This is a genomic window from Quisquiliibacterium transsilvanicum (genome assembly GCF_014202215.1).
In the GTDB taxonomy this organism is placed as follows: Bacteria; Pseudomonadota; Gammaproteobacteria; order Burkholderiales; family Burkholderiaceae_E; genus Quisquiliibacterium; species Quisquiliibacterium transsilvanicum.
This window is the reverse complement of record NZ_JACHGB010000005.1, coordinates 328,256-345,714: the sequence shown is the minus strand read 5'-3', so window position 1 is coordinate 345,714 and position 17,459 is coordinate 328,256. Positions and strand designations below refer to the sequence as shown.

Genomic DNA, 17,459 nt, shown 5'->3' with positions numbered 1-17,459 from the left:
CCGCCGGCAGGAAGCGGCCTGCCGGACGATGACACCGGGACGAGGCGGTCTTCGGGCAATGGCGTCGGGACGCGGCGGCCTTCTGGCCGATGGCGCCGCGCGCTAGACTGGCGCAGTCTCTTCCAGTCGTCGCCCGGAGCCCCCGATGAACGCAGTCGTCGAGCCCAGCCGCCACAAGCTCACCATCGACGATTTCGTTCGCATGGGCGAGGCCGGCATCTTCGCCGAGGACGCCCGCATCGAGCTGATCGAAGGAGACCTGTTCGACATGCCGCCGATCGGCACCCGCCACAGCTCGGTCTCCAACCGGCTCACTCGCCTGCTGGTCCGCCTGGCCGGTGACGCGGCCATCGTCTCGGTGGGCAACCCGGTGCTGCTGCCGCCGTGGTCGATGCCGCAACCCGACTTCCTGCTGCTGCGCCCCTGCGCAGACTTCTACGAGGCCGCCCACCCCGGCGCCGGCGACGTCCTCCTGGCAATCGAGCTTGGCGACGCCACGCTGCGCTTCGACCGCATCACCAAGGCCCGCGTCTACGCGGCCAACGGCATCAACGAGTACTGGGTCGTCGACCTCCCCGGCCGGCGCCTGCACGTGCATCGCGGGCCCACGCCCGGCGGCAGCTGGGCCTCGGTCGAAAAGTACGACGCACCCTTCCGCGTGTCGCCGGCTGCGCTGCCCGCGCTGACGCTGTCGTCCGACGATCTCTGGCCGACAAGGCCCTGAGCGAGACGCCTCAGCGGACCGGGCAGCCGAAGGCGCGGCCGACGGGACAGCGGCACCGCGCGGAGGGTGCGCAAGGCCTGCGTCCAACATTACATACGTTGACTTGCAAAGCACCAACTTGTAACGTCCACGGTCCGATGGCCCCCAATCCGCGCAATCTCATCCTGAACCTCCTGCTGGGCGCCGGCAGCGAGCCGCTCTCGGCCCGCTCGGCCGTGGCCTCCTGCGCGCTGTTCGGCATCCGCGAGAACAGCGTGCGGGTGGCGCTGGTGCGGCTGGCGGCCTCCGGGCTCGTCGAGGCCGCCGGGCGCGGCGCCTACCGGCTGGGTCCGAATGCCGCGCAGCTCGCCGCGGACCTTGCCACCTGGCGGGGGGCCGAGGCGCGCCTGAGCGGATGGAACGGCGGCTGGATCGCGGTGCATGCCGGCCCGCTGGGCCGCAGCGATCGCGCCGCGCTGCGGATGCGCGACCGCGCGCTCGGCCTGCTCGGCATGCGCGAGCTGGACCGCGGCCTGCACCTGCGTCCCGACAACCTGGCGGGCGGCGTCGCCGCGGCGCGTGAACGCCTGTTCAAGCTCGGCCTCGAGCCCGCCACGGCAGTGTTCGTGGCGCGCGGCCTCGACGACGCGCGGGAGCTGCGCGCGCGCGCGCTCTGGGACGGCGCCGCGCTGGACCGCGGCTACCGCGAAGCCCGCCGACGACTGGAAGACTGGCTCGCCCGCGCAGACGCGCTCGAACCCGAGGTCGCGGCGCGGGAGTCCTTCCTGCTGGGCAACGACGCCATCCGCCAGCTGGTGTTCGACCCCCTGCTGCCCTCACCGCTGGTGGACGCCGACGCGCGCCACCGTTTCATCGACGCCGTCGTGCGCTTCGACGCCGCCGGCCAGTCCATCTGGAAACGATTCCGAGAGGAGCCCACGCCATGAACGCCCCAGAACGCCTGCCCAAGGACGCCCTGTTCCTCGCCGACACCCATGAAGTGATCAACGTGTCGAGCGAGCTGGTCGACTACAACGCCTACCTGCAGGACCAGGCCCTTCAGGAGGCCGTCACGCGCGAAGGCGCCGACTGGGCGCAGGAAGCGCTCGCTGCCTTCGGCAAGCTCACCGGCTCGGCCGAATACATCGAGCAGGGCGTGCTCGCCAACCGCAATCCGCCGGAGCTCGACACCCACGACCGCTTCGGAAACCGCGTCGACCTGGTCCGCTTCCATCCCGCGTATCACACGCTCATGAAGACCTCGATCGAACACGGCATCCATTCATCGCCGTGGGCCGACCCGAAGCCCGGTGCGCACGTCGCCCGCGCCGCGCACGAATATCTGCACACCCAGGTCGAGGCCGGTCACGGCTGCCCGATCACGATGACCTTCGCCGCGGTGCCGGCGCTGCGCGCGACGCCTGAGCTGGCCAGCCTCTGGGAGCCGAAGATCACCGCCCGCATCTACGATCCGCGCAACGTGCCGGATGCGCAGAAGCAGGGCCTGACCATCGGCATGGCGATGACCGAGAAGCAGGGCGGCTCCGACGTGCGCGCCAACACCACGCGCGCCTACCCGACAGGGGCCGAGGGCCCGGGGCAGGCCTATGAGCTGGTCGGCCACAAGTACTTCGTGTCGGCGCCGATGTGCGACGCCTTCCTGGTGCTGGCGCAGACGGCGGGCGGGCTGTCCTGCTTCCTGCTGCCGCGCTGGCGCCCCGACGGCACCAAGAACCCGCTGCAGGTGCTGCGCCTGAAGCGCAAGATGGGCAACGTCTCCAACGCCTCCAGCGAAACCGAGCTGCGCGGCGCGCTGGCCTGGATGGTGGGCGACGAGGGCCGCGGCGTGCGGACCATCATCGAGATGGTGGCGATGACCCGCTTCGACTGCATGGTGGGCTCGAGCGCCGGCCAGCGCGCAGCGGTGTCGCAGGCGCTCCACCACTGCTCGATCCGATCCGCCTTCGGCAGCGTGCTCAACCAGCAGCCGCTGATGCAGAACGTGCTCGCTGACCTGGTCCTGGAGAACGAGGGCTCGCTCGCGCTCACGATGCGCATTGCCCGCGCGATGGACCATCGCGACGACGAGCACGAGGACCTGCTGGTGCGCCTCGTCACCGCGGTGGGGAAGTACTGGATCTGCAAGCGCACCCCCAACCACGCCTACGAGTCGATGGAGTGCATCGGCGGCAGCGGCGTGATGGAGGACAGCCCTTTCCCGCGGCTGTTCCGCGAATCTCCGGTCAACGCGATCTGGGAAGGCAGCGGCAACGTCCAGTGCCTGGACGTGCTGCGCGCGATGCAGAAGACGCCCCCGGTGGTCACGGCCTTCTTCCGGGAGGTGGGCAAGGCGAAGGGAGGCAACGCCGCGCTCGACCGCCACGTGGCAGCGCTGCAGCAGGAATTCGCGGACCTGGCCGACCTCGAATACCGCGCCCGCGACGTCGTCGACCGCATGGCGCTGGCGATCCAGGCCGCGCTACTGGTGCAGCACGCCCCCGCCTTCGTCGCGGATGCCTTCTGCGCGTCGCGCCTCGACGCGCAGGGCCACCACAACTACGGCACGCTGCCGCGCGGCGTCGACTGCGCGAGGATCATCGAGCGCGCCACGCCGCGGGCCTGAGCACGGGCCTGAGCACGGGCCTCAGCGCGGGCCTCAGCGCGGTGCTCATCTCGGGTCCGGGCCGGGCCCGTGCGCAGGCCGGGGAGCGGGTCAGGCGGGCCGTGCGCCGGCCGGTCCAAGCTGCGCCTCCGGCTCGCCCTCGAGCCCGAGCTGCTCGGCGTCGATGCGCTGCATGTTGCCCAGCATCTTCAGCAGGTAATGCAGCGTGTGTGTCATGTCGTCGATGGAGAAGTCGGACAGCGCCTCTCCGTAGTACGCGCGGATCTTCGGCTGCGCCAGAACCTCCCAGACGCGGCGGCCCGACGGCGTGATCGTCACGATGCGCGACCGCCGGTCCCGGCCGTCCATCCGCACGGCCACGTGACCGTCGCGCTCCATACGGCCCAGCAGGCCCGACAGGCCCTGCCGCGTGACCATCAGGTAGCGCGCGAGGTCGCCGATGCTCATCCCCGCCTTCGCCTTCTCCCGCGACAGCGCGCCCAGCACCGCCCACTGCTGAGTCGTGAGGCCCTCCGCCTCCACCGCGCGCGTGCCGGTTTTATGCAGCATATTTGCACACTGGTAGAGACGGAAGAACAGCCGGTTGGCGAGCTCGATCTTCAAGGGATATTCATTCACTGGCTGCTTTTTCATATGAACTCCGGGCTCTTCAAGGCACTTGCACCCACCGCAGGTCACGGGTAGGCTATGTAAACATACTTCCTATTTTGAGGCACGCCAAGACCGGCGTCCATCGTGCCTCCAACCCACGGAGCGGGAGACCGAGGATGCAGCGATTCACCGGCAGGACAGTGGCAATCACCGGCGGCGGCGGCGGCATCGGCGGGGCCACCTGCCGCCGCTTCGGCAAGGAAGGCGCGCGCGTCGCCGTCCTGGACCTCGACCTGGCGGCAGCCGAGAAGGTCGCAGCGGGCATCCGCGCCGACGGCGGTGTCGCGCAGGCCATCGGCTGCGACATCACCGACCGCGCGAGCGTCGACGCCGCGATCGCGGCGATCGAGGCGAAGCTTGGCCCGCTCGACGTGCTGGTGAACAACGCGGGCTGGGACGTGTTCAAGCCCTTCGTCAAGACCGAACCCGCGCAATGGGACCGCCTGATCGCGGTCAATCTGGTCGGCGCGCTGCACATGCACCATGCGGTGCTGCCCGGCATGGCGAGCCGCGGCCGCGGCCGCATCGTCAACATCGCCTCCGACGCAGCCCGGGTCGGCTCCTCCGGCGAGGCGGTCTACGCGGCCTGCAAGGGCGGCCTGGTGTCCTTCTCCAAGACGCTGGCGCGCGAGCACGCGCGCCACGGCATCACCATCAACGTGGTGTGCCCCGGACCCACCGACACCGCGCTGCTGGCCACCGTCACCGACGCGGCGGCCAACCCGGAGAAGCTGCGCGACGCCTTCGCGCGCGCGATCCCGCTCGGCCGCCTGGGCCAGCCGGACGACCTGCCCGGCGCCATCCTCTTCTTTGCCAGCGATGACGCGGGCTTCGTGACCGGCCAGGTGCTCAGCGTGTCCGGCGGCCTGACGATGAACGGCTGAACCTCCCCACCACCAAGGAGACCCACATGAACTTCGAAGACGTCCTGTACGAGGTCCGCAACGGCGTGGCCTGGATCACGATCAACCGCCCTGACAAGATGAACGCCTTCCGCGGCCAGACCTGCGACGAGCTGATCCGTGCACTCAACAAGGCTGGCTACGACCGCAGCGTCGGCGCGATCGTGCTGGCCGGCGCCGGCGACCGCGCCTTCTGCACCGGCGGCGACCAGTCCGCGCACGACGGCAACTACGACGGCCGCGGCACCATCGGGCTGCCGATGGAAGAGCTGCACACCGCGATCCGCGACGTTCCCAAGCCGGTCATCGCCCGGGTGCAGGGCTTTGCGATCGGCGGCGGCAACGTGCTGGCCACCATCTGCGATCTCACCATCTGCTCGGAGAAGGCCGTCTTCGGCCAGGTCGGCCCGAAAATGGGCTCGGTCGATCCCGGCTACGGCACCGCCTTCCTCGCCCGCGTGGTCGGCGAGAAGAAGGCCCGCGAGATCTGGTACATGTGCCGCCGCTACACCGGCCAGGAGGCGGTTGCGATGGGGCTGGCCAACGTGTGCGTGCCGCACGACCAGCTCGACGCCGAGGTGCAGAAGTGGGGCGAGGAGCTGTGCGAGCGCAGCCCCACCGCAATCGCCATCGCCAAGCGCAGCTTCAACATGGACACCTCGCACCAGGCGGGCATCGCCGGCATGGGCATGTATGCGCTCAAGCTCTACTACGACACCGACGAGTCGCGCGAGGGCGTCAACGCCCTGAAGGAAAAGCGCAAGCCCGAGTTCCGCAAGTACGCGAAGTAGGCCCGGCGCCCAAGTTCGCGATCCGCCCGGGCCCGGGAGCACCCGTCCCCGGGCCCGCTTCCATCGGGGAGACACATCGATGAATCCGTATCTCGACGACGACCTCGTCGCGCTCGGCGACCATGCGCGCCGCTTCGCCACCGAGCGCATCGCGCCGGGCTTCCAGGAGCGCGACCGCACCCGCGTGCTCGACCGGACCCTGATGCGCGAGATGGGCTCGATGGGCTTCATCGCCCCGGAGCTGCCGGAGGCCTTCGGTGGCCAGGGCATGGGCTGCCTCGCAACCGGCGTGATCCACGAGGAAATCGCCCGCGCGGACCTCAGCCTCTCCTACATCAACCTGCTCGCCTCGCTGAACGGCCAGATCCTGTCGGAACACGGCCGCCCGGACGTGGCCAGGCCCTGGCTCGACCGCCTCACCAAGGGCGAGGCGCTGCTGGCGATCGCGCTGACCGAGCCGCGCGGCGGCTCGGACGCGGCCAACCTGCAGCTGCGCATCGAGCACGTCGGCGACGAGTACGTGATCAACGGCGAAAAGACCTCGATCTCGGCCGCCGACCAGGCCGACGCGGTGGTCGTGTTCGGTCGCACCGGCACCCCGGAGTCCGGGGCGCACGGGGTCACCGCGCTGCTGGTGCCCGCCGAGGTGCCCGGCCTCACCCGCAGCCGCTTCGACTGCCACGGCCAGCGCGCGATCGGCCGCGGCTCGCTGTTCTTCGAGAACGTTCGCGTCCCCGCCAGCCACCGCCTGGGCGACGAGAACAAGGGCTTCGTCCAGGTGATGCAGGGCTTCGACTTCTCCCGGGCGCTGATCGGGCTGCAGGTGCTGGCCGTGGCCAGGGTGGCGCTCGAGGAAACCTGGAAGTGGGTGACCGAGCGGCAGGCCTTCGGACAGCCGCTGTCCGCGTTCCAGGGCGTCTCGCACCCGCTGGCCGACCTGGACACGCAGGTCGAGGCGGCACGGCTGCTGTGCCTGCAGGCGCTGTGGCTGAAGGACAAGGGCGCGCCGCACAGCGCCGAGGCCGCGATGTGCAAGTGGTGGGCGCCCAAGCTCGCCTACGACGTCGTCCACCAGTGCCTGCTGCTGCACGGCCACGGCGGCTACGACCGCGGCGTGATGGAGCAGCGCCTGCGCGACGTGCTGGGCTTCCAGATCGGCGACGGCACCGCGCAGATCATGAAGACCATCATCGCGCGCACGCGCGCCGGCAGGCGGGCGGTGCCTGCCTGAGGCGGTCGGCGCGGCGCCGCTCAGGCGTGCGCCAGCCGCTGCCCGTGCTCGCGCGTGGCGTGGAAGCCCACCTCCGGCCAGCGCTCCCGCGTCACCATCAGGTTGTACGAAGAGCTCGCCAGGAACACCGGGTTCCCGTCGACGTCCTGCGACATCCGCAGCGCCTGCTCCTTCTCGAAGCGTTTGCGCGTGTTGTCGTCGGGGAAGGTGACCCAGCGCGCCGTATGGATGTCGGCGGCGTCGTAGACCGCATCCACCTGGTACTCGGTCTGCAGACGGTGCGCCACGATCTCGAACTGCAGCGGCCCCACCGCGCCCAGCAGCGTCTGTCCAGTGGCGCTCTCGAAGACCTGGATCGCCCCCTCTTCGCCGAGCTCCTGCAGCCCCTTGGCCAGCTGCTTGGCCTTGAACGGGTCGCGCGCGCGCGCCATCCGGAACAGCTCCGCAGAGAAGTACGGGATGCCCTTGTAGCTCAGCGCCTCGCCCTCGGTCAGCGTGTCACCGATGTGCAGCTGGCCGTGGTTGTGGATGCCGATGATGTCGCCCGCCACCGCGCCCTCGCTGGCCACGCGCTCGTTGGCCATGAAGGTCAGCGCATTGGCGATCTTCATCTCGCGCCCGAGCCGCGTGTGCTGCACCTTCATTCCCGGTGAATATCGTCCCGAGCAAACGCGCAGGAAGGCGATGCGGTCCCGGTGTCGAGGATCCATGTTGGCCTGGATCTTGAACACGAAACCGGTGAAGGCCGGCTCGGCCGGTTCCACCATCCGAACGCCGGCGTCGCGCGGCTGCGGAGGCGGCGCCCAGTCGACCAGCGCCTGCAGGATCTCCTGCACGCCGAAGTTGTTGATGCCGGATCCGAAGAACACCGGCGTCTGCGTGCCGGCGTGGAACTGCTCCAGCGTGAACGGGTCGCTCGCCCCGCGCAGCAGGTCGACGTCGGCGCGCAGCGAAACGGTCTCGTCCGGAAACAGCGCGTCCAGCCTGGGATTGTCGACGCCCTCGATGCGCTCGGTGTCGGTGCCCACCCGCTCCTGGCCGGCCGCGAAGCGCATCAGCCGGTTCTCGAGCAGGTGGTAGACGCCGCGGAAGCGCTTGCCCATGCCGATCGGCCAGGTCACCGGCGCGCACTGGATCTTCAGCACCGACTCGATCTCCTCGAGCAGCAGCAGCGGCTCCTGCACCTCGCGGTCGAGCTTGTTCACGAAGGTGATGATCGGCGTGTTGCGCATCCGGCAGACCTCGAGCAGCTTGATGGTCTGCGCCTCCACGCCCTTTGCCGCATCGATCACCATCACCGCGGCGTCCACCGCGGTCAGCACCCGGTAGGTGTCCTCCGAGAAGTCCTCGTGGCCGGGGGTGTCCAGCAGGTTGATCGTGTGGCCGGCGTAGTCGAACTGCATCACCGAGCTGGTCACCGAGATGCCGCGCTGCTTCTCCACCTCCATCCAGTCGGAGGTGGCGTGGCGCGCGCTCTTGCGCGCCTTCACCGTGCCGGCGAGCTGGATCGCGCCGCCGAACAGCAGCAGCTTCTCGGTGAGCGTGGTCTTGCCCGCGTCGGGGTGGGAAATGATGGCGAAGGTGCGCCTGAGCGCGACCTCACGCCCGAGCTCTGCTTCGATCGGGGAGGCGGTCATGGTTCAACTCTTGGGAAGCCGCGAGGATACACCCGAGCCCGCCGGATCCGCCGATTCTGCGGCGCCCGCCCGGGCCATCCGCTGCTGCGTGCCGATCGGCGCACCGCCGGCTTGCGTTCGCGGTGCCCGCAGTTCAGCATCCGCGGCATGGACCTCGCAAAACCCCACATGGACGTCGGCCTGTTCACCAACAGGCGCGACGAGCAGCTGCACTTCTGGCAGCAGACGATCGGCCTCGAGTACGACCACATGGGCAAGCTGGGCGGCGGAATGCAGCAGCTGCGCCACCACATGAACGGCTCGATCCTCAAGGTCAATCACGCCCGCGACCCGCTGCCGCCCGCGCCGCCCAGCGGCATCGCTCGGGTGCGCATCGCCCGACCCGGCCTGGCGGAGCCGCGCGAACTGGCGGATCCCGACGGCAATCGCGTGCTGCTGGCGCCGCCCGGCCACGAAGGCGTGGTCGGCATCGCGATCGAGCTCGCCGTGAACAACCGCGACGCCCATGACCGCTTCTGGCGTCACGCGATGCAGTTCGACTCGCCCGCCCCCGGCGTCTACGTCTGCGGCGACACCCGCGTGATGATCGTCGAAGAACGCAAGGTCGAGCGCTGCGACGACTGGCGGGCCCGCGGCTGGCGCTACACCACGGTGCAGATCCGCGACTGCGTCGCCGAGCATGCGGGGGTGCTGGCGCGCGGCGGCGAGGAAGGCCGCCCGCCGATGCTGCTCGGCGACACGGTGCGCTACTCCTTCGTGCGCGACCCGGACGGGAACTTCATCGAGCTGTCGCAGCGGGCTTCTCTGGTGGGGCACCTGTAGCCGCAGCTGACGGCCAACGGTCGCGCCCGCGCCCGCGAGCCTGCCCGGGCGAGCCCGCGCGCCTGCCGCGCGGCTCAGCGCCTGTCTGCAGTCCGCGCCGCGGCCCCGCCCGCCTCGAGGCGATCCTCGATCCGCCGCTTTAGCGCATCGATCCGGTCGCCGCCCCAGAACAGCTCGCCGTTCAGCACGATCATCGGCACGCCGAACACCCCGGCAGCCTCCGCGGCCTCGACGATCGCCCGGTGCTCGGCGTCGCCCGGGCCATCTGCGTACGCTGCATAGTCCGCCGCGGACCCGCCGAGCAGCGCCACATGCGCCTTCATCTCGTCCATGGAGTCGATGTCGAGATCGTGCCGCCAGAAGCGCTCGAAGGTGAGGTCGTTGTAGGCCTCGAAGAACCCGGCCTTCTGCGCGAACAGCATCCCGATGCTGGAGAGCCGCCCTTCGTAGATCCGCTTCGGACCCTTGAGCACCAGGCCCTGGCGGTTGGCGAGCCGGCGCGCGTCCATGTACGCGTACTTCACCTTGCGCCAGTTGTGCGCGCTGCGCGAGTCCACCGCGTCCAGGTACTCGGCAATGCGCAGGGTGTAGGGCAGCCAGGTCAGGTCGACCGGGTACTCCACCGCGAGCGCCTTCGCCGCGTTCTTCGCGACGTACGCATAGGGGCTCTTGTAGTCGGTGTAGACGGTGAGCTGAAGTCTGTTCGCAGTCATCGCGGTGCCGTTTCGTCGGGCGCCGGCGGAGCGACTTCTCGCGTCGATCCGCGGCCTTCGGGTCCGACGACGCTTGCGATCGCCGCGCGCAGTCCGGCCGCGTCGCGGGGTCGAACCACGCGGGCGTGCTCGACGCCGTCGGCGAGGAAGACCAGCGTCGGCCAGAGCTTCACGCGGAACGAGCGCCCCAGCGGACGCCCCGGTCCGTCGGCGACCTTCAGGTGGCGAAGCCCCGGGTGCGCGGCCAGCGCCTCGGCGATCAGCGGCTGCGCGGCCTGGCAGTGGCCGCACCAGTCGTTGCCGAACTCGATCACCGCCGGGCCGCGCAACGCGTCGATGGCATCCCGGCCGGGTTCGTCTTCGGAGTAGGGTCGGAGCGTCATAGGGACCTGCCGGTTGGCGCGGGCACCGCGCGCCACGGGGACGCGCACCGCGCCTGCGCCCGCGCCTGCGCCCGGGTCACTCGACCACCGCCACCGCCTCGACCTCGAGCATCATGTTCTCGTGAACGAGCGCGGGCGTGCCAACCAGTGTGCTGGCAGGCAGGTGTCCGCCGAACCGGCGCGCGCGGATCTCGCGCAGCAGCGCCACCTTCGCCGAGGTGAGATCGCGAACGTAGGTGTTGAGCTTGACCACGTGGCGGAACTCGGCGCCGCCCGCGGCGAGCGCCGCCTGCAGGTTGTCGAAGACCTTTTCGGCCTGCTCGGCGAAGGTGGCGCCGACGACCTTGCCGGAGGCGTCGACTGCGACCTGGCCGGACACATAGAGAGTGCGCCCGCCGGCAACGACGGCGACGTGCGAGTAGCTGCCGCGGGCCAGGCCCTCGGGCGTGGGAAACTGAACGGTCATCGGCGACTCCGCAGGGCAGGTGGTGCGGATGATTGTCGGCGCAAGCACGGGGCCGCGCAACGGTGCGCTTCGTCGGCGCCCAATGTCGGCCCCGCGGTCACCCCGCGGCGGATCGTCGCCGCCTGAGCTTCTCTGGCCCGCCCCTCCCGGACGGATGCGCGTGCAGCAGGCGGAAGCCGTCGACCTTCTCGCCGCGCAGCCGCCCGAGCACCCGGATCGCATGGTCGCGGTCATCCTCGAGGAAGCTGCGCAGCTCCCGCTCCGCGCTCGTCCCGTCGCCCGCCTCGATCGCCTCGAGCACGAGGGCCAGCCGCCGCACCGACTCGCGGCGCGAGCTTGCTGTCAGGTAATCGAGCGGGGTCTTCCAGATCGTCGTCCAGACGGTCTGGTCGGCGAGATTGGCCATCACGTCGACCACCAGCGCGTTGTCCGACCCCCGCGCGATGGTCCTCACCGCGCGCGTCACCACGTAGGCGAAGTCGAGCGGATCCACGTCGCGGCGCGAGGCCATCGCGCGGAGCTCGTCGATCCGCCGCCGAAGCGTCTCGAGCCAGCCGGCGGGACGAAGCTGCGCCATCAGCTGCGCCGCGAGCCCTGAGAGCGCCATCCGCGCGTTGAAGAGGTCGGCGATCGAGTTCAGCGACACGGACCGCACGTAGGCGCCGCGACGCGGCTGGATCTCGATCAGGTGCCGCCGCTCCAGGATGCGCAGTGCCTCGCGGATCGGCCCGCGGCTCACCCCGAAACCCGCCGCCAGTTCGGTCTCGATCAGGCGCTCCCCGGGGCGATGCCTGCCGTCGATGATGGCCGCCCCGATCTGCTCGGCGACCTGTTCGGGGATGCTGCGCGGGGGTGCAGGCTGGCTTGGGTTCACTGGCTGGGGTTCCCGGTGCGGATGCGCGTTCCCCGATCATCGCTCCGCCGCATGCGCGCAGGGAGCCGGTCGGTGCCGTTTTCAGCATACCGCGTCTTGTCGATTGTCGACAGTTTCATGCTAGGCTTGTTTCGAACGATCCCGTACGCCGGCGTCCGTCCAAGGACGCCGGTCCCGCCAGAGGCGCAAGGAACACGGGCACCCTCTACGAGGAGACAAGCTTGCTTCAGGTCGAAGACCTGTCGATCGCCTTTCAGACGGCTGCCGGGCCGCTGTCGGTCACGCGCGGAGTCGGTTTCTCGATCGCCCCCGGCGAGCGGCTGGGCGTGGTCGGCGAGAGCGGCTGCGGCAAGACCGTCACCGGGCTTTCGATCCTGCGGCTGCTGCCCAGGCGCGGCACCGAGATCCGCGGCCGCATCCTGTTCGAGGGGCGCGATCTCGCCACGCTTTCCGAGCCGCAGATGCGCGAGATTCGCGGCCGGGACATCGCGATGATCTTCCAGGAGCCGATGACCGCGCTCGACCCGGTGTTCACCGTCGGCGAGCAGATCGGCGAGGCCTGGAGCACCCACTTCCCCGGCTCGCGGGCGGAAGTGCGCGAGCGCGTGATCGACGCCCTCGCCAAGGTGGGCATCCCCTTGCCGGCCCGCCGGCACGACGAGTACCCGCACCAGCTCTCCGGCGGCATGCGCCAGCGCGTCATGATCGCGATGGCGCTGATCTGCGAGCCCAAGCTGCTGATCGCCGACGAGCCCACCACTGCGCTCGACGTCACGGTGCAGGCCCAGATCACCGATCTGCTGCTCGAGATCAGCGAACGCGCCGGCACCGCGCTGATGTTCATCACCCACGACCTCGGCGTGGTCGCCGAAGTCTGCACGCGGATGATCACAATGTACGCTGGCGAGGTCGTCGAGGACGCGCCGGTGGACGACGCGCTGATCCGCCCGCGCCATCCCTACACCTCGGGCCTGCTCCGGTCGCTGCCCCGGCTGGCCGAGCGCCGCAAGCAGCTGCCGTCGATTCCCGGACGCGTTCCCACGCCCGCGATGATGCCGCCCGGGTGCCGCTTCCGCGAGCGCTGCGCCCACGCCGCGCCCGGCTGCGAGCTCGAGCAGGCGCTCGCGCCGATCGAGACCGGCCGGCGCGTACGCTGCGCCCGCGCCACCGAGCTTCATCTGCCTGGGGCGATCGCATGAGCGCCGCTGCCACGCCGCTGCTGAGCGTGCGCGACCTGCGCATCCGCTTCAGCACCCGCGACCAGGGCGGCACCGTCAAGGCGGTGGACGGCGTCAGCTTCGACGTCCTGCCCGGCGAGACCTTCGGCGTGATCGGCGAGTCCGGCTCCGGCAAGACCACGCTCGGCCGCGCGCTGGTGTCGCTGCTGCCACCGACCGAGGGAAGCATCCTGCATGACGGCGTCGAGCTGGCCAGCCTGTCGCGCAAGGAACTTCGGGAGCAGCGACGGCACTACCAGATCGTGTTCCAGGATCCGAATGCGGCGCTCAACCCCCGCCAGCGCATCCTCGACAGCGTCTGCGAGCCGCTGGAGATCGCCGGCGGGCTCGGCCGCGACGAGATCCGCCGCCGTGCGCTCGATGCGCTGTCGCGGGTCGGCATCCCGGCCGAGTACGCCTCGCGCTATCCGCACATGCTGTCCGGCGGGCAGAAGCAGCGGATCAACATCGCACGCGTGCTGACGGTGCGCCCGAAGCTGATCGTCTGCGACGAGGTGGTCGCGGCGCTCGACGTCTCGATCCGCGGCGACGTGCTGAACCTGTTCGCGGACCTCCAGCGCGAGTTCGGCCTGACCTACGTCTTCATCACCCACGACCTGTCGGTGGTTTCCCACGTCAGCGACCGGGTGGCGGTGACCTACCTCGGGCGTTTCATGGAGCTGGGCCCCACCGAGGACGTCTGCGAGCGCCCGCTGCATCCGTACACGGAAGCGCTGATGTCGGCGGAGCCGATTCCGCTGCCCTCGACGATGCGCACCGCACGGCGGATCGTGCTCGAGGGCGAGATCCCGAGCCCGATCGACCCGCCCTCCGGCTGCCGCTTCCGCACCCGCTGCCCGCAGGCGCAGCCGGAGTGCGCGCAGCGCGTGCCCGACTGGCGCGAACTGCGACCCGGCCATTGGGTGGCCTGTCACTTCTCGACTCCGGACGGCCCGCCCGGCCGCCCCGCTTCCTGAGCCCGGCCGCCCGGGCCCCTGATCCGCAGTACCTGCAGCACCCCGACACCGCAACCGAACCACCAGAGCCCGGACCACCGGAAGAGGAGACGACGATGAGCGACCGCAAGCACCGCACCCCGGCCCAGGATGGCTGGGTTCCCGTGACCCGACGCGAGCTGCTGGGAATGCTCGGCGCAGGCGCATTCGCGATGAGCGCAGGCAGCGCGGCCTGGGCGCAGGGAGCCGCAAAGCGCGGCGGCATCCTGCGCGTTTCCGGCCCCGCGAACCCCTCCAGCCTGGACCCGGCGACCGGCGGCGCCGGCTCCGACCACGCCTACCTGTGGACCATGTACGACACCCTGGTCGAGTGGGACTACGCCACGCTGAGGCCGAAGCCCGGCATGGCCGCCTGGCGCTATCCGGACGCGAACACCGTCGTGCTCGACATCAAGCCGGGAATCGTCTTCCACGACGGCACCCCCTGCGACGCCGCGGCGATCAAGTACAACCTCGACCGCGGCCGCAGCCACCAGCGCTCCAACATCAAGGCCGACCTGTCGAGCATCGCCTCCGTCGAGGTCACCGGCCCGCTGCAGGTCACCGTCAAGCTGGCCAAGCCCGACGCCGCCCTGCCCGCCATCCTCTCGGACCGTGCCGGGATGATGGTGTCGCCCAAGGCCGCCGAAGCGCTGGGCAACGACCACGACCGCAACCCGGTCGGCGCCGGCCCCTGGAAGTTCGTCAGCTGGGCCGACAACCAGAAGATCGTGGTCACGCGCAACGACAAGTACTGGCGCAATGACCGGGGCTTCGTCGACGGCATCGAATTCGCGATCATCCCCGAGCTCTCGACCGGCCTGCGCTCCGTGTCGGCCGGCCAGAACGACATGGCCTACGCGCTGCCCGCGCGCCTGAAGCCGGTGGTCGAGCGCTCGAAGAACCTCTCGCTGGTCACCGGGCCCACGCTCTACTGCCTGCAGATCTACCTGAACCTCGCGAAGAAGCCGCTGGACAACGTCAAGGTGCGCCAGGCGATCAACTACGCGCTGGACCGCGAGTCCTTCGTCAAGGCGGCGCTGTCGGGAGTTGGCGAGCCTGCCCACATGAACATGCCCAGCACGCACTGGGCCTATGACGCCGAGGTCGCAAAGCTGTATCCGCACGACCCGGCCAAGGCCCGCGCGCTGCTCGCGGAAGCGGGCCTGAAGGACGGCTTCGAGATGACGATCGGCGGCTACACCGACCAGGACTCGGTGCGCCGCGGCGAGATCGTCATGGACCAGCTCGGCAAGGTCGGCATCCGGCTCAAGTTCACCAACGGGACCATCCCGGAGATCAGCGGCCAGTACTTCGGCGCCGAGAAGAAGTTCGACGCACTGTTGTCGGCCTGGACCGGCCGCCCCGATCCCAGCATGACCTACGGCCTCATGTACGCGAAGGACGCCTACTTCAACGCCGGCCGCGTGGAGGTCTCGCCCGAGCTCAGCGCACTGCTGGTCGAGAGCCGCGCCAGCGAGGACATCGAGGTGCGCAGGAAGGTGTTCTCGAAGGTCCAGCGCATCGTCATGGAGCAGGCGCTGGTGGCGCCGATCGCCTTCCAGTTCGAGATGACGGCGGTCTCCGGGAAGGTCAAGGGCTATCGCTCGAACCTGCTCGGCAAGCCGAAGTACGAGTTCGTCTCGCTGGGCTGATCCGCAGATGCTCACGCCCAGCAGACGCCGCGTGATCCGGCAGCGCCTGATGCAGGCGCTGCCGGTGCTCGTGCTCGCCACCTTCGTCGTGTTCGGGCTGCTCAAGCTGATGCCCGGCGACATCGCCATCACGCTGGCCGGCGAGAACGCCACCGAGGAGCGCATCCACGAGATTCGCGAGCTCTACGGCCTGAACCAGCCCTTCCTGGTCCAGTACGGACAGTGGCTGTTCAACGCCGTGCAGGGCGACCTCGGGCGCTCGCTCGCCTCCGGCGAGGCAGTCGTCACCTCGATCGCCCGCAGCTTCCCGAACACGCTGCTGATCGTGACGATGGCGATCTCGATCGCGCTGGTCGTCGGGGTACCGCTGGGCATCCTGGCAGCCAGCCGCCCCGACAGCCTGGTCGACCGGGCGGTGACCGCGATCGCATCGCTGGGCATCGCGGTGCCCAACTTCTGGCTGGCGATGATCCTGGTGTCCTGGCTCGCGCTGGAGTTCTGGTGGTTCCCGGCCACCGGCTCCCACCCGTTCGGCGACGATCCGCTCAAGGCGATCCACCACGCGACGCTGCCGGCGATCGCGCTGGCCTCCGGCGGCATCTCCGAGGTGTCGCGGCAGCTGCGCAGCTCGCTGGTCGAGATCCTGTCCTCGCAGCAGGTGCGCACGCTGCACGCCAAGGGGCTCACCCCCGCAGCGATCCTCTGGAAGCACGGGCTCAAGAACGTCGGCGTGAACCTGCTCACCGTCGCCACGCTGCTCTTCAACCGGATGCTGGCCGCCACCGTGGTGGTCGAAGCGGTGTTCGCGATTCCCGGCATGGGCAACCTGATCGTCAACGGCGCGCTGACGCGCGACCTGCCGGTGGTCCAGGGCGTGGTCTTCGTGATGGTGCTGGTGGTGATCGCCGTGAACCTGGCCGCCGACATCCTTTACACGGTGCTCGACCCGAGGATCGACTGATGCTCGCGACCTTCTTCAAGTGGCTACGCGGCGACCTGCGCGCGGCCCTCAGCCTGGGCTTCCTGCTGCTGCTGCTCGTGCTGTCGATCGCCGCGCCGCTGATCGCCCCGCATTCGCCGATCGCGCAGAACCTCGACAACACGCTGGGCGTGGCGTCGGCCCTGCATCCGCTGGGCACCGACGACCTCGGCCGCGACGTGCTCAGCCGCCTGATCCACGGCGCGCCGGTGACGCTCTACGCCAGCTTCCTCGCCGTCGGGATCGCGATCGTGCTCGGAGTGCCGGTGGGCCTGCTCGCCGGCTTCCTGGGCGGATGGGTCGACGACGCGATCAGCCGCTTCATCGACGCGCTGCTGTCCTTCCCCGCGATCGTCCTGGCGATCGCGGTCACCGGCGCGCTGGGCATCGGCCTGACCAACGGGATGATCTCGGTGGGCATCGTCTTCGCGCCGCAGCTGGCGCGGCTGGTACGCGCCCGCACGCTGGTCGTCCGCAAGGAGCTATACGTCGACGCGTCCCGCTGCTTCGGCGCTTCCACCGGCCGCATCCTCTGGAGGCACGTGCTGCCCAACACCGTGCAGCCGGTGATCGTGCAGGTCACGCTGCTGCTGGCCGCGGCGCTGCTGGCCGAGGCCAGCCTGAGCTTCCTCGGCCTGGGCGTGCAGCCCCCCGATCCCAGCTGGGGCGCGATGCTCGCCCGCGCCTACCTGAACATGGAGATCGCACCGGAGCAGATGTACCCGCCCGGACTCGCGATCCTCCTGACCGCACTTGCCTTCAACACCCTCGGGGAGTCGATGCGCGCCGCCCTCGACCCTACGATGAAGCGATGAAC

At 70.0% G+C, this 17,459-nt stretch carries 18 protein-coding genes; 12 read left to right on the top strand and 6 right to left on the bottom strand.

The annotated features are described in order from the left end of the window. Positions 1-145 precede the first annotated feature (145 nt). The 3 genes from HNQ70_RS14065 to HNQ70_RS14055 all read left to right on the top strand — a co-directional run bounded on the left by HNQ70_RS14065 (position 146) and on the right by HNQ70_RS14055 (position 3,326). Positions 146-724, top strand: a complete 579-nt coding sequence (locus tag HNQ70_RS14065; protein ID WP_183968688.1) for a Uma2 family endonuclease — start codon at positions 146-148, stop codon at positions 722-724. Between the two features lie 137 nt (positions 725-861). Then, positions 862-1,650 (top strand): PaaX family transcriptional regulator C-terminal domain-containing protein, encoded by a 789-nt coding sequence (locus tag HNQ70_RS14060; protein ID WP_183968686.1) that lies wholly within the window; start codon positions 862-864, stop codon positions 1,648-1,650. Beyond that, the gene (locus HNQ70_RS14055) at positions 1,647-3,326 is read left to right on the top strand and encodes an isovaleryl-CoA dehydrogenase (protein ID WP_183968684.1); all 1,680 of its coding nucleotides are present in this window, start codon (positions 1,647-1,649) and stop codon (positions 3,324-3,326) included. Before HNQ70_RS14060 ends, HNQ70_RS14055 begins: the two co-directional genes overlap by 4 nt. A gap of 90 nt (positions 3,327-3,416) precedes the next feature. Here HNQ70_RS14055 and HNQ70_RS14050 read toward each other — a convergent pair whose 3' ends face one another. Beyond that, on the bottom strand, positions 3,417-3,959 hold the full coding sequence (locus HNQ70_RS14050; protein WP_183968682.1) for a MarR family winged helix-turn-helix transcriptional regulator: 543 nt from the start codon (positions 3,957-3,959) through the stop codon (positions 3,417-3,419). 134 nt (positions 3,960-4,093) lie between these two features. Here HNQ70_RS14050 and badH point away from each other — a divergent pair, with 134 nt between their 5' ends. The 3 genes from badH to aliB all read left to right on the top strand — a co-directional run bounded on the left by badH (position 4,094) and on the right by aliB (position 6,901). Then, a complete protein-coding gene (gene badH / locus HNQ70_RS14045) occupies positions 4,094-4,861 on the top strand; it encodes a 2-hydroxycyclohexanecarboxyl-CoA dehydrogenase (RefSeq protein ID WP_183968680.1) in 768 nt (255 codons plus the stop codon). Positions 4,862-4,887: 26 nt separating this feature from the next. After that, a complete protein-coding gene (gene badI / locus HNQ70_RS14040; protein ID WP_183968678.1) occupies positions 4,888-5,670 on the top strand; it encodes a 2-ketocyclohexanecarboxyl-CoA hydrolase in 783 nt (260 codons plus the stop codon). 79 nt (positions 5,671-5,749) lie between these two features. Further along, the gene (gene aliB, locus HNQ70_RS14035) at positions 5,750-6,901 is read left to right on the top strand and encodes a cyclohexanecarboxyl-CoA dehydrogenase (RefSeq protein WP_183968676.1); all 1,152 of its coding nucleotides are present in this window, start codon (positions 5,750-5,752) and stop codon (positions 6,899-6,901) included. 20 nt (positions 6,902-6,921) lie between these two features. On the opposite strand, the gene HNQ70_RS14030 is transcribed toward aliB, so the two are convergent. Then, the gene (locus tag HNQ70_RS14030) at positions 6,922-8,538 is read right to left on the bottom strand and encodes a peptide chain release factor 3 (RefSeq protein ID WP_183968674.1); all 1,617 of its coding nucleotides are present in this window, start codon (positions 8,536-8,538) and stop codon (positions 6,922-6,924) included. Positions 8,539-8,685: 147 nt separating this feature from the next. Here HNQ70_RS14030 and HNQ70_RS14025 point away from each other — a divergent pair, with 147 nt between their 5' ends. Continuing rightward, positions 8,686-9,360 carry a VOC family protein gene (locus HNQ70_RS14025; protein ID WP_183968672.1) on the top strand — a complete coding sequence of 225 codons (675 nt, stop codon included), beginning with the start codon at positions 8,686-8,688 and terminating at the stop codon, positions 9,358-9,360. A 74-nt stretch (positions 9,361-9,434) separates the two neighbouring features. Here the strand turns inward: HNQ70_RS14025 and HNQ70_RS14020 are convergent, their stop codons facing one another. The 4 genes from HNQ70_RS14020 to HNQ70_RS20250 all read right to left on the bottom strand — a co-directional run bounded on the left by HNQ70_RS14020 (position 9,435) and on the right by HNQ70_RS20250 (position 11,796). Further along, positions 9,435-10,073, bottom strand: a complete 639-nt coding sequence (locus tag HNQ70_RS14020; RefSeq protein WP_183968670.1) for a DsbA family protein — start codon at positions 10,071-10,073, stop codon at positions 9,435-9,437. Then, a complete protein-coding gene (locus HNQ70_RS14015) occupies positions 10,070-10,456 on the bottom strand; it encodes a thioredoxin family protein (RefSeq protein WP_183968662.1) in 387 nt (128 codons plus the stop codon). Before HNQ70_RS14015 ends, HNQ70_RS14020 begins: the two co-directional genes overlap by 4 nt. A gap of 76 nt (positions 10,457-10,532) precedes the next feature. Then, positions 10,533-10,922, bottom strand: coding sequence for a RidA family protein (locus HNQ70_RS14010; protein WP_183968661.1), 390 nt, complete (start codon positions 10,920-10,922; stop codon positions 10,533-10,535). Positions 10,923-11,019: 97 nt separating this feature from the next. After that, positions 11,020-11,796, bottom strand: coding sequence for a GntR family transcriptional regulator (locus HNQ70_RS20250; RefSeq protein WP_183968659.1), 777 nt, complete (start codon positions 11,794-11,796; stop codon positions 11,020-11,022). 221 nt (positions 11,797-12,017) lie between these two features. Here HNQ70_RS20250 and HNQ70_RS14000 point away from each other — a divergent pair, with 221 nt between their 5' ends. The 5 genes from HNQ70_RS14000 to HNQ70_RS13980 all read left to right on the top strand — a co-directional run bounded on the left by HNQ70_RS14000 (position 12,018) and on the right by HNQ70_RS13980 (position 17,457). Then, complete coding sequence (locus HNQ70_RS14000; RefSeq protein ID WP_183968657.1) at positions 12,018-12,995, top strand: ABC transporter ATP-binding protein; 978 nt, start codon at positions 12,018-12,020, stop codon at positions 12,993-12,995. Continuing rightward, positions 12,992-13,990, top strand: a complete 999-nt coding sequence (locus HNQ70_RS13995; RefSeq protein WP_183968655.1) for an ABC transporter ATP-binding protein — start codon at positions 12,992-12,994, stop codon at positions 13,988-13,990. Before HNQ70_RS14000 ends, HNQ70_RS13995 begins: the two co-directional genes overlap by 4 nt. Before the next feature lie 95 nt (positions 13,991-14,085). Next, positions 14,086-15,663, top strand: coding sequence for an ABC transporter substrate-binding protein (locus tag HNQ70_RS13990; RefSeq protein ID WP_183968646.1), 1,578 nt, complete (start codon positions 14,086-14,088; stop codon positions 15,661-15,663). Between the two features lie 7 nt (positions 15,664-15,670). Further along, positions 15,671-16,624 carry an ABC transporter permease gene (locus HNQ70_RS13985; RefSeq protein WP_183968644.1) on the top strand — a complete coding sequence of 318 codons (954 nt, stop codon included), beginning with the start codon at positions 15,671-15,673 and terminating at the stop codon, positions 16,622-16,624. Further along, positions 16,624-17,457, top strand: a complete 834-nt coding sequence (locus HNQ70_RS13980; RefSeq protein ID WP_183968642.1) for an ABC transporter permease — start codon at positions 16,624-16,626, stop codon at positions 17,455-17,457. Before HNQ70_RS13985 ends, HNQ70_RS13980 begins: the two co-directional genes overlap by 1 nt. Positions 17,458-17,459 lie beyond the last annotated feature (2 nt).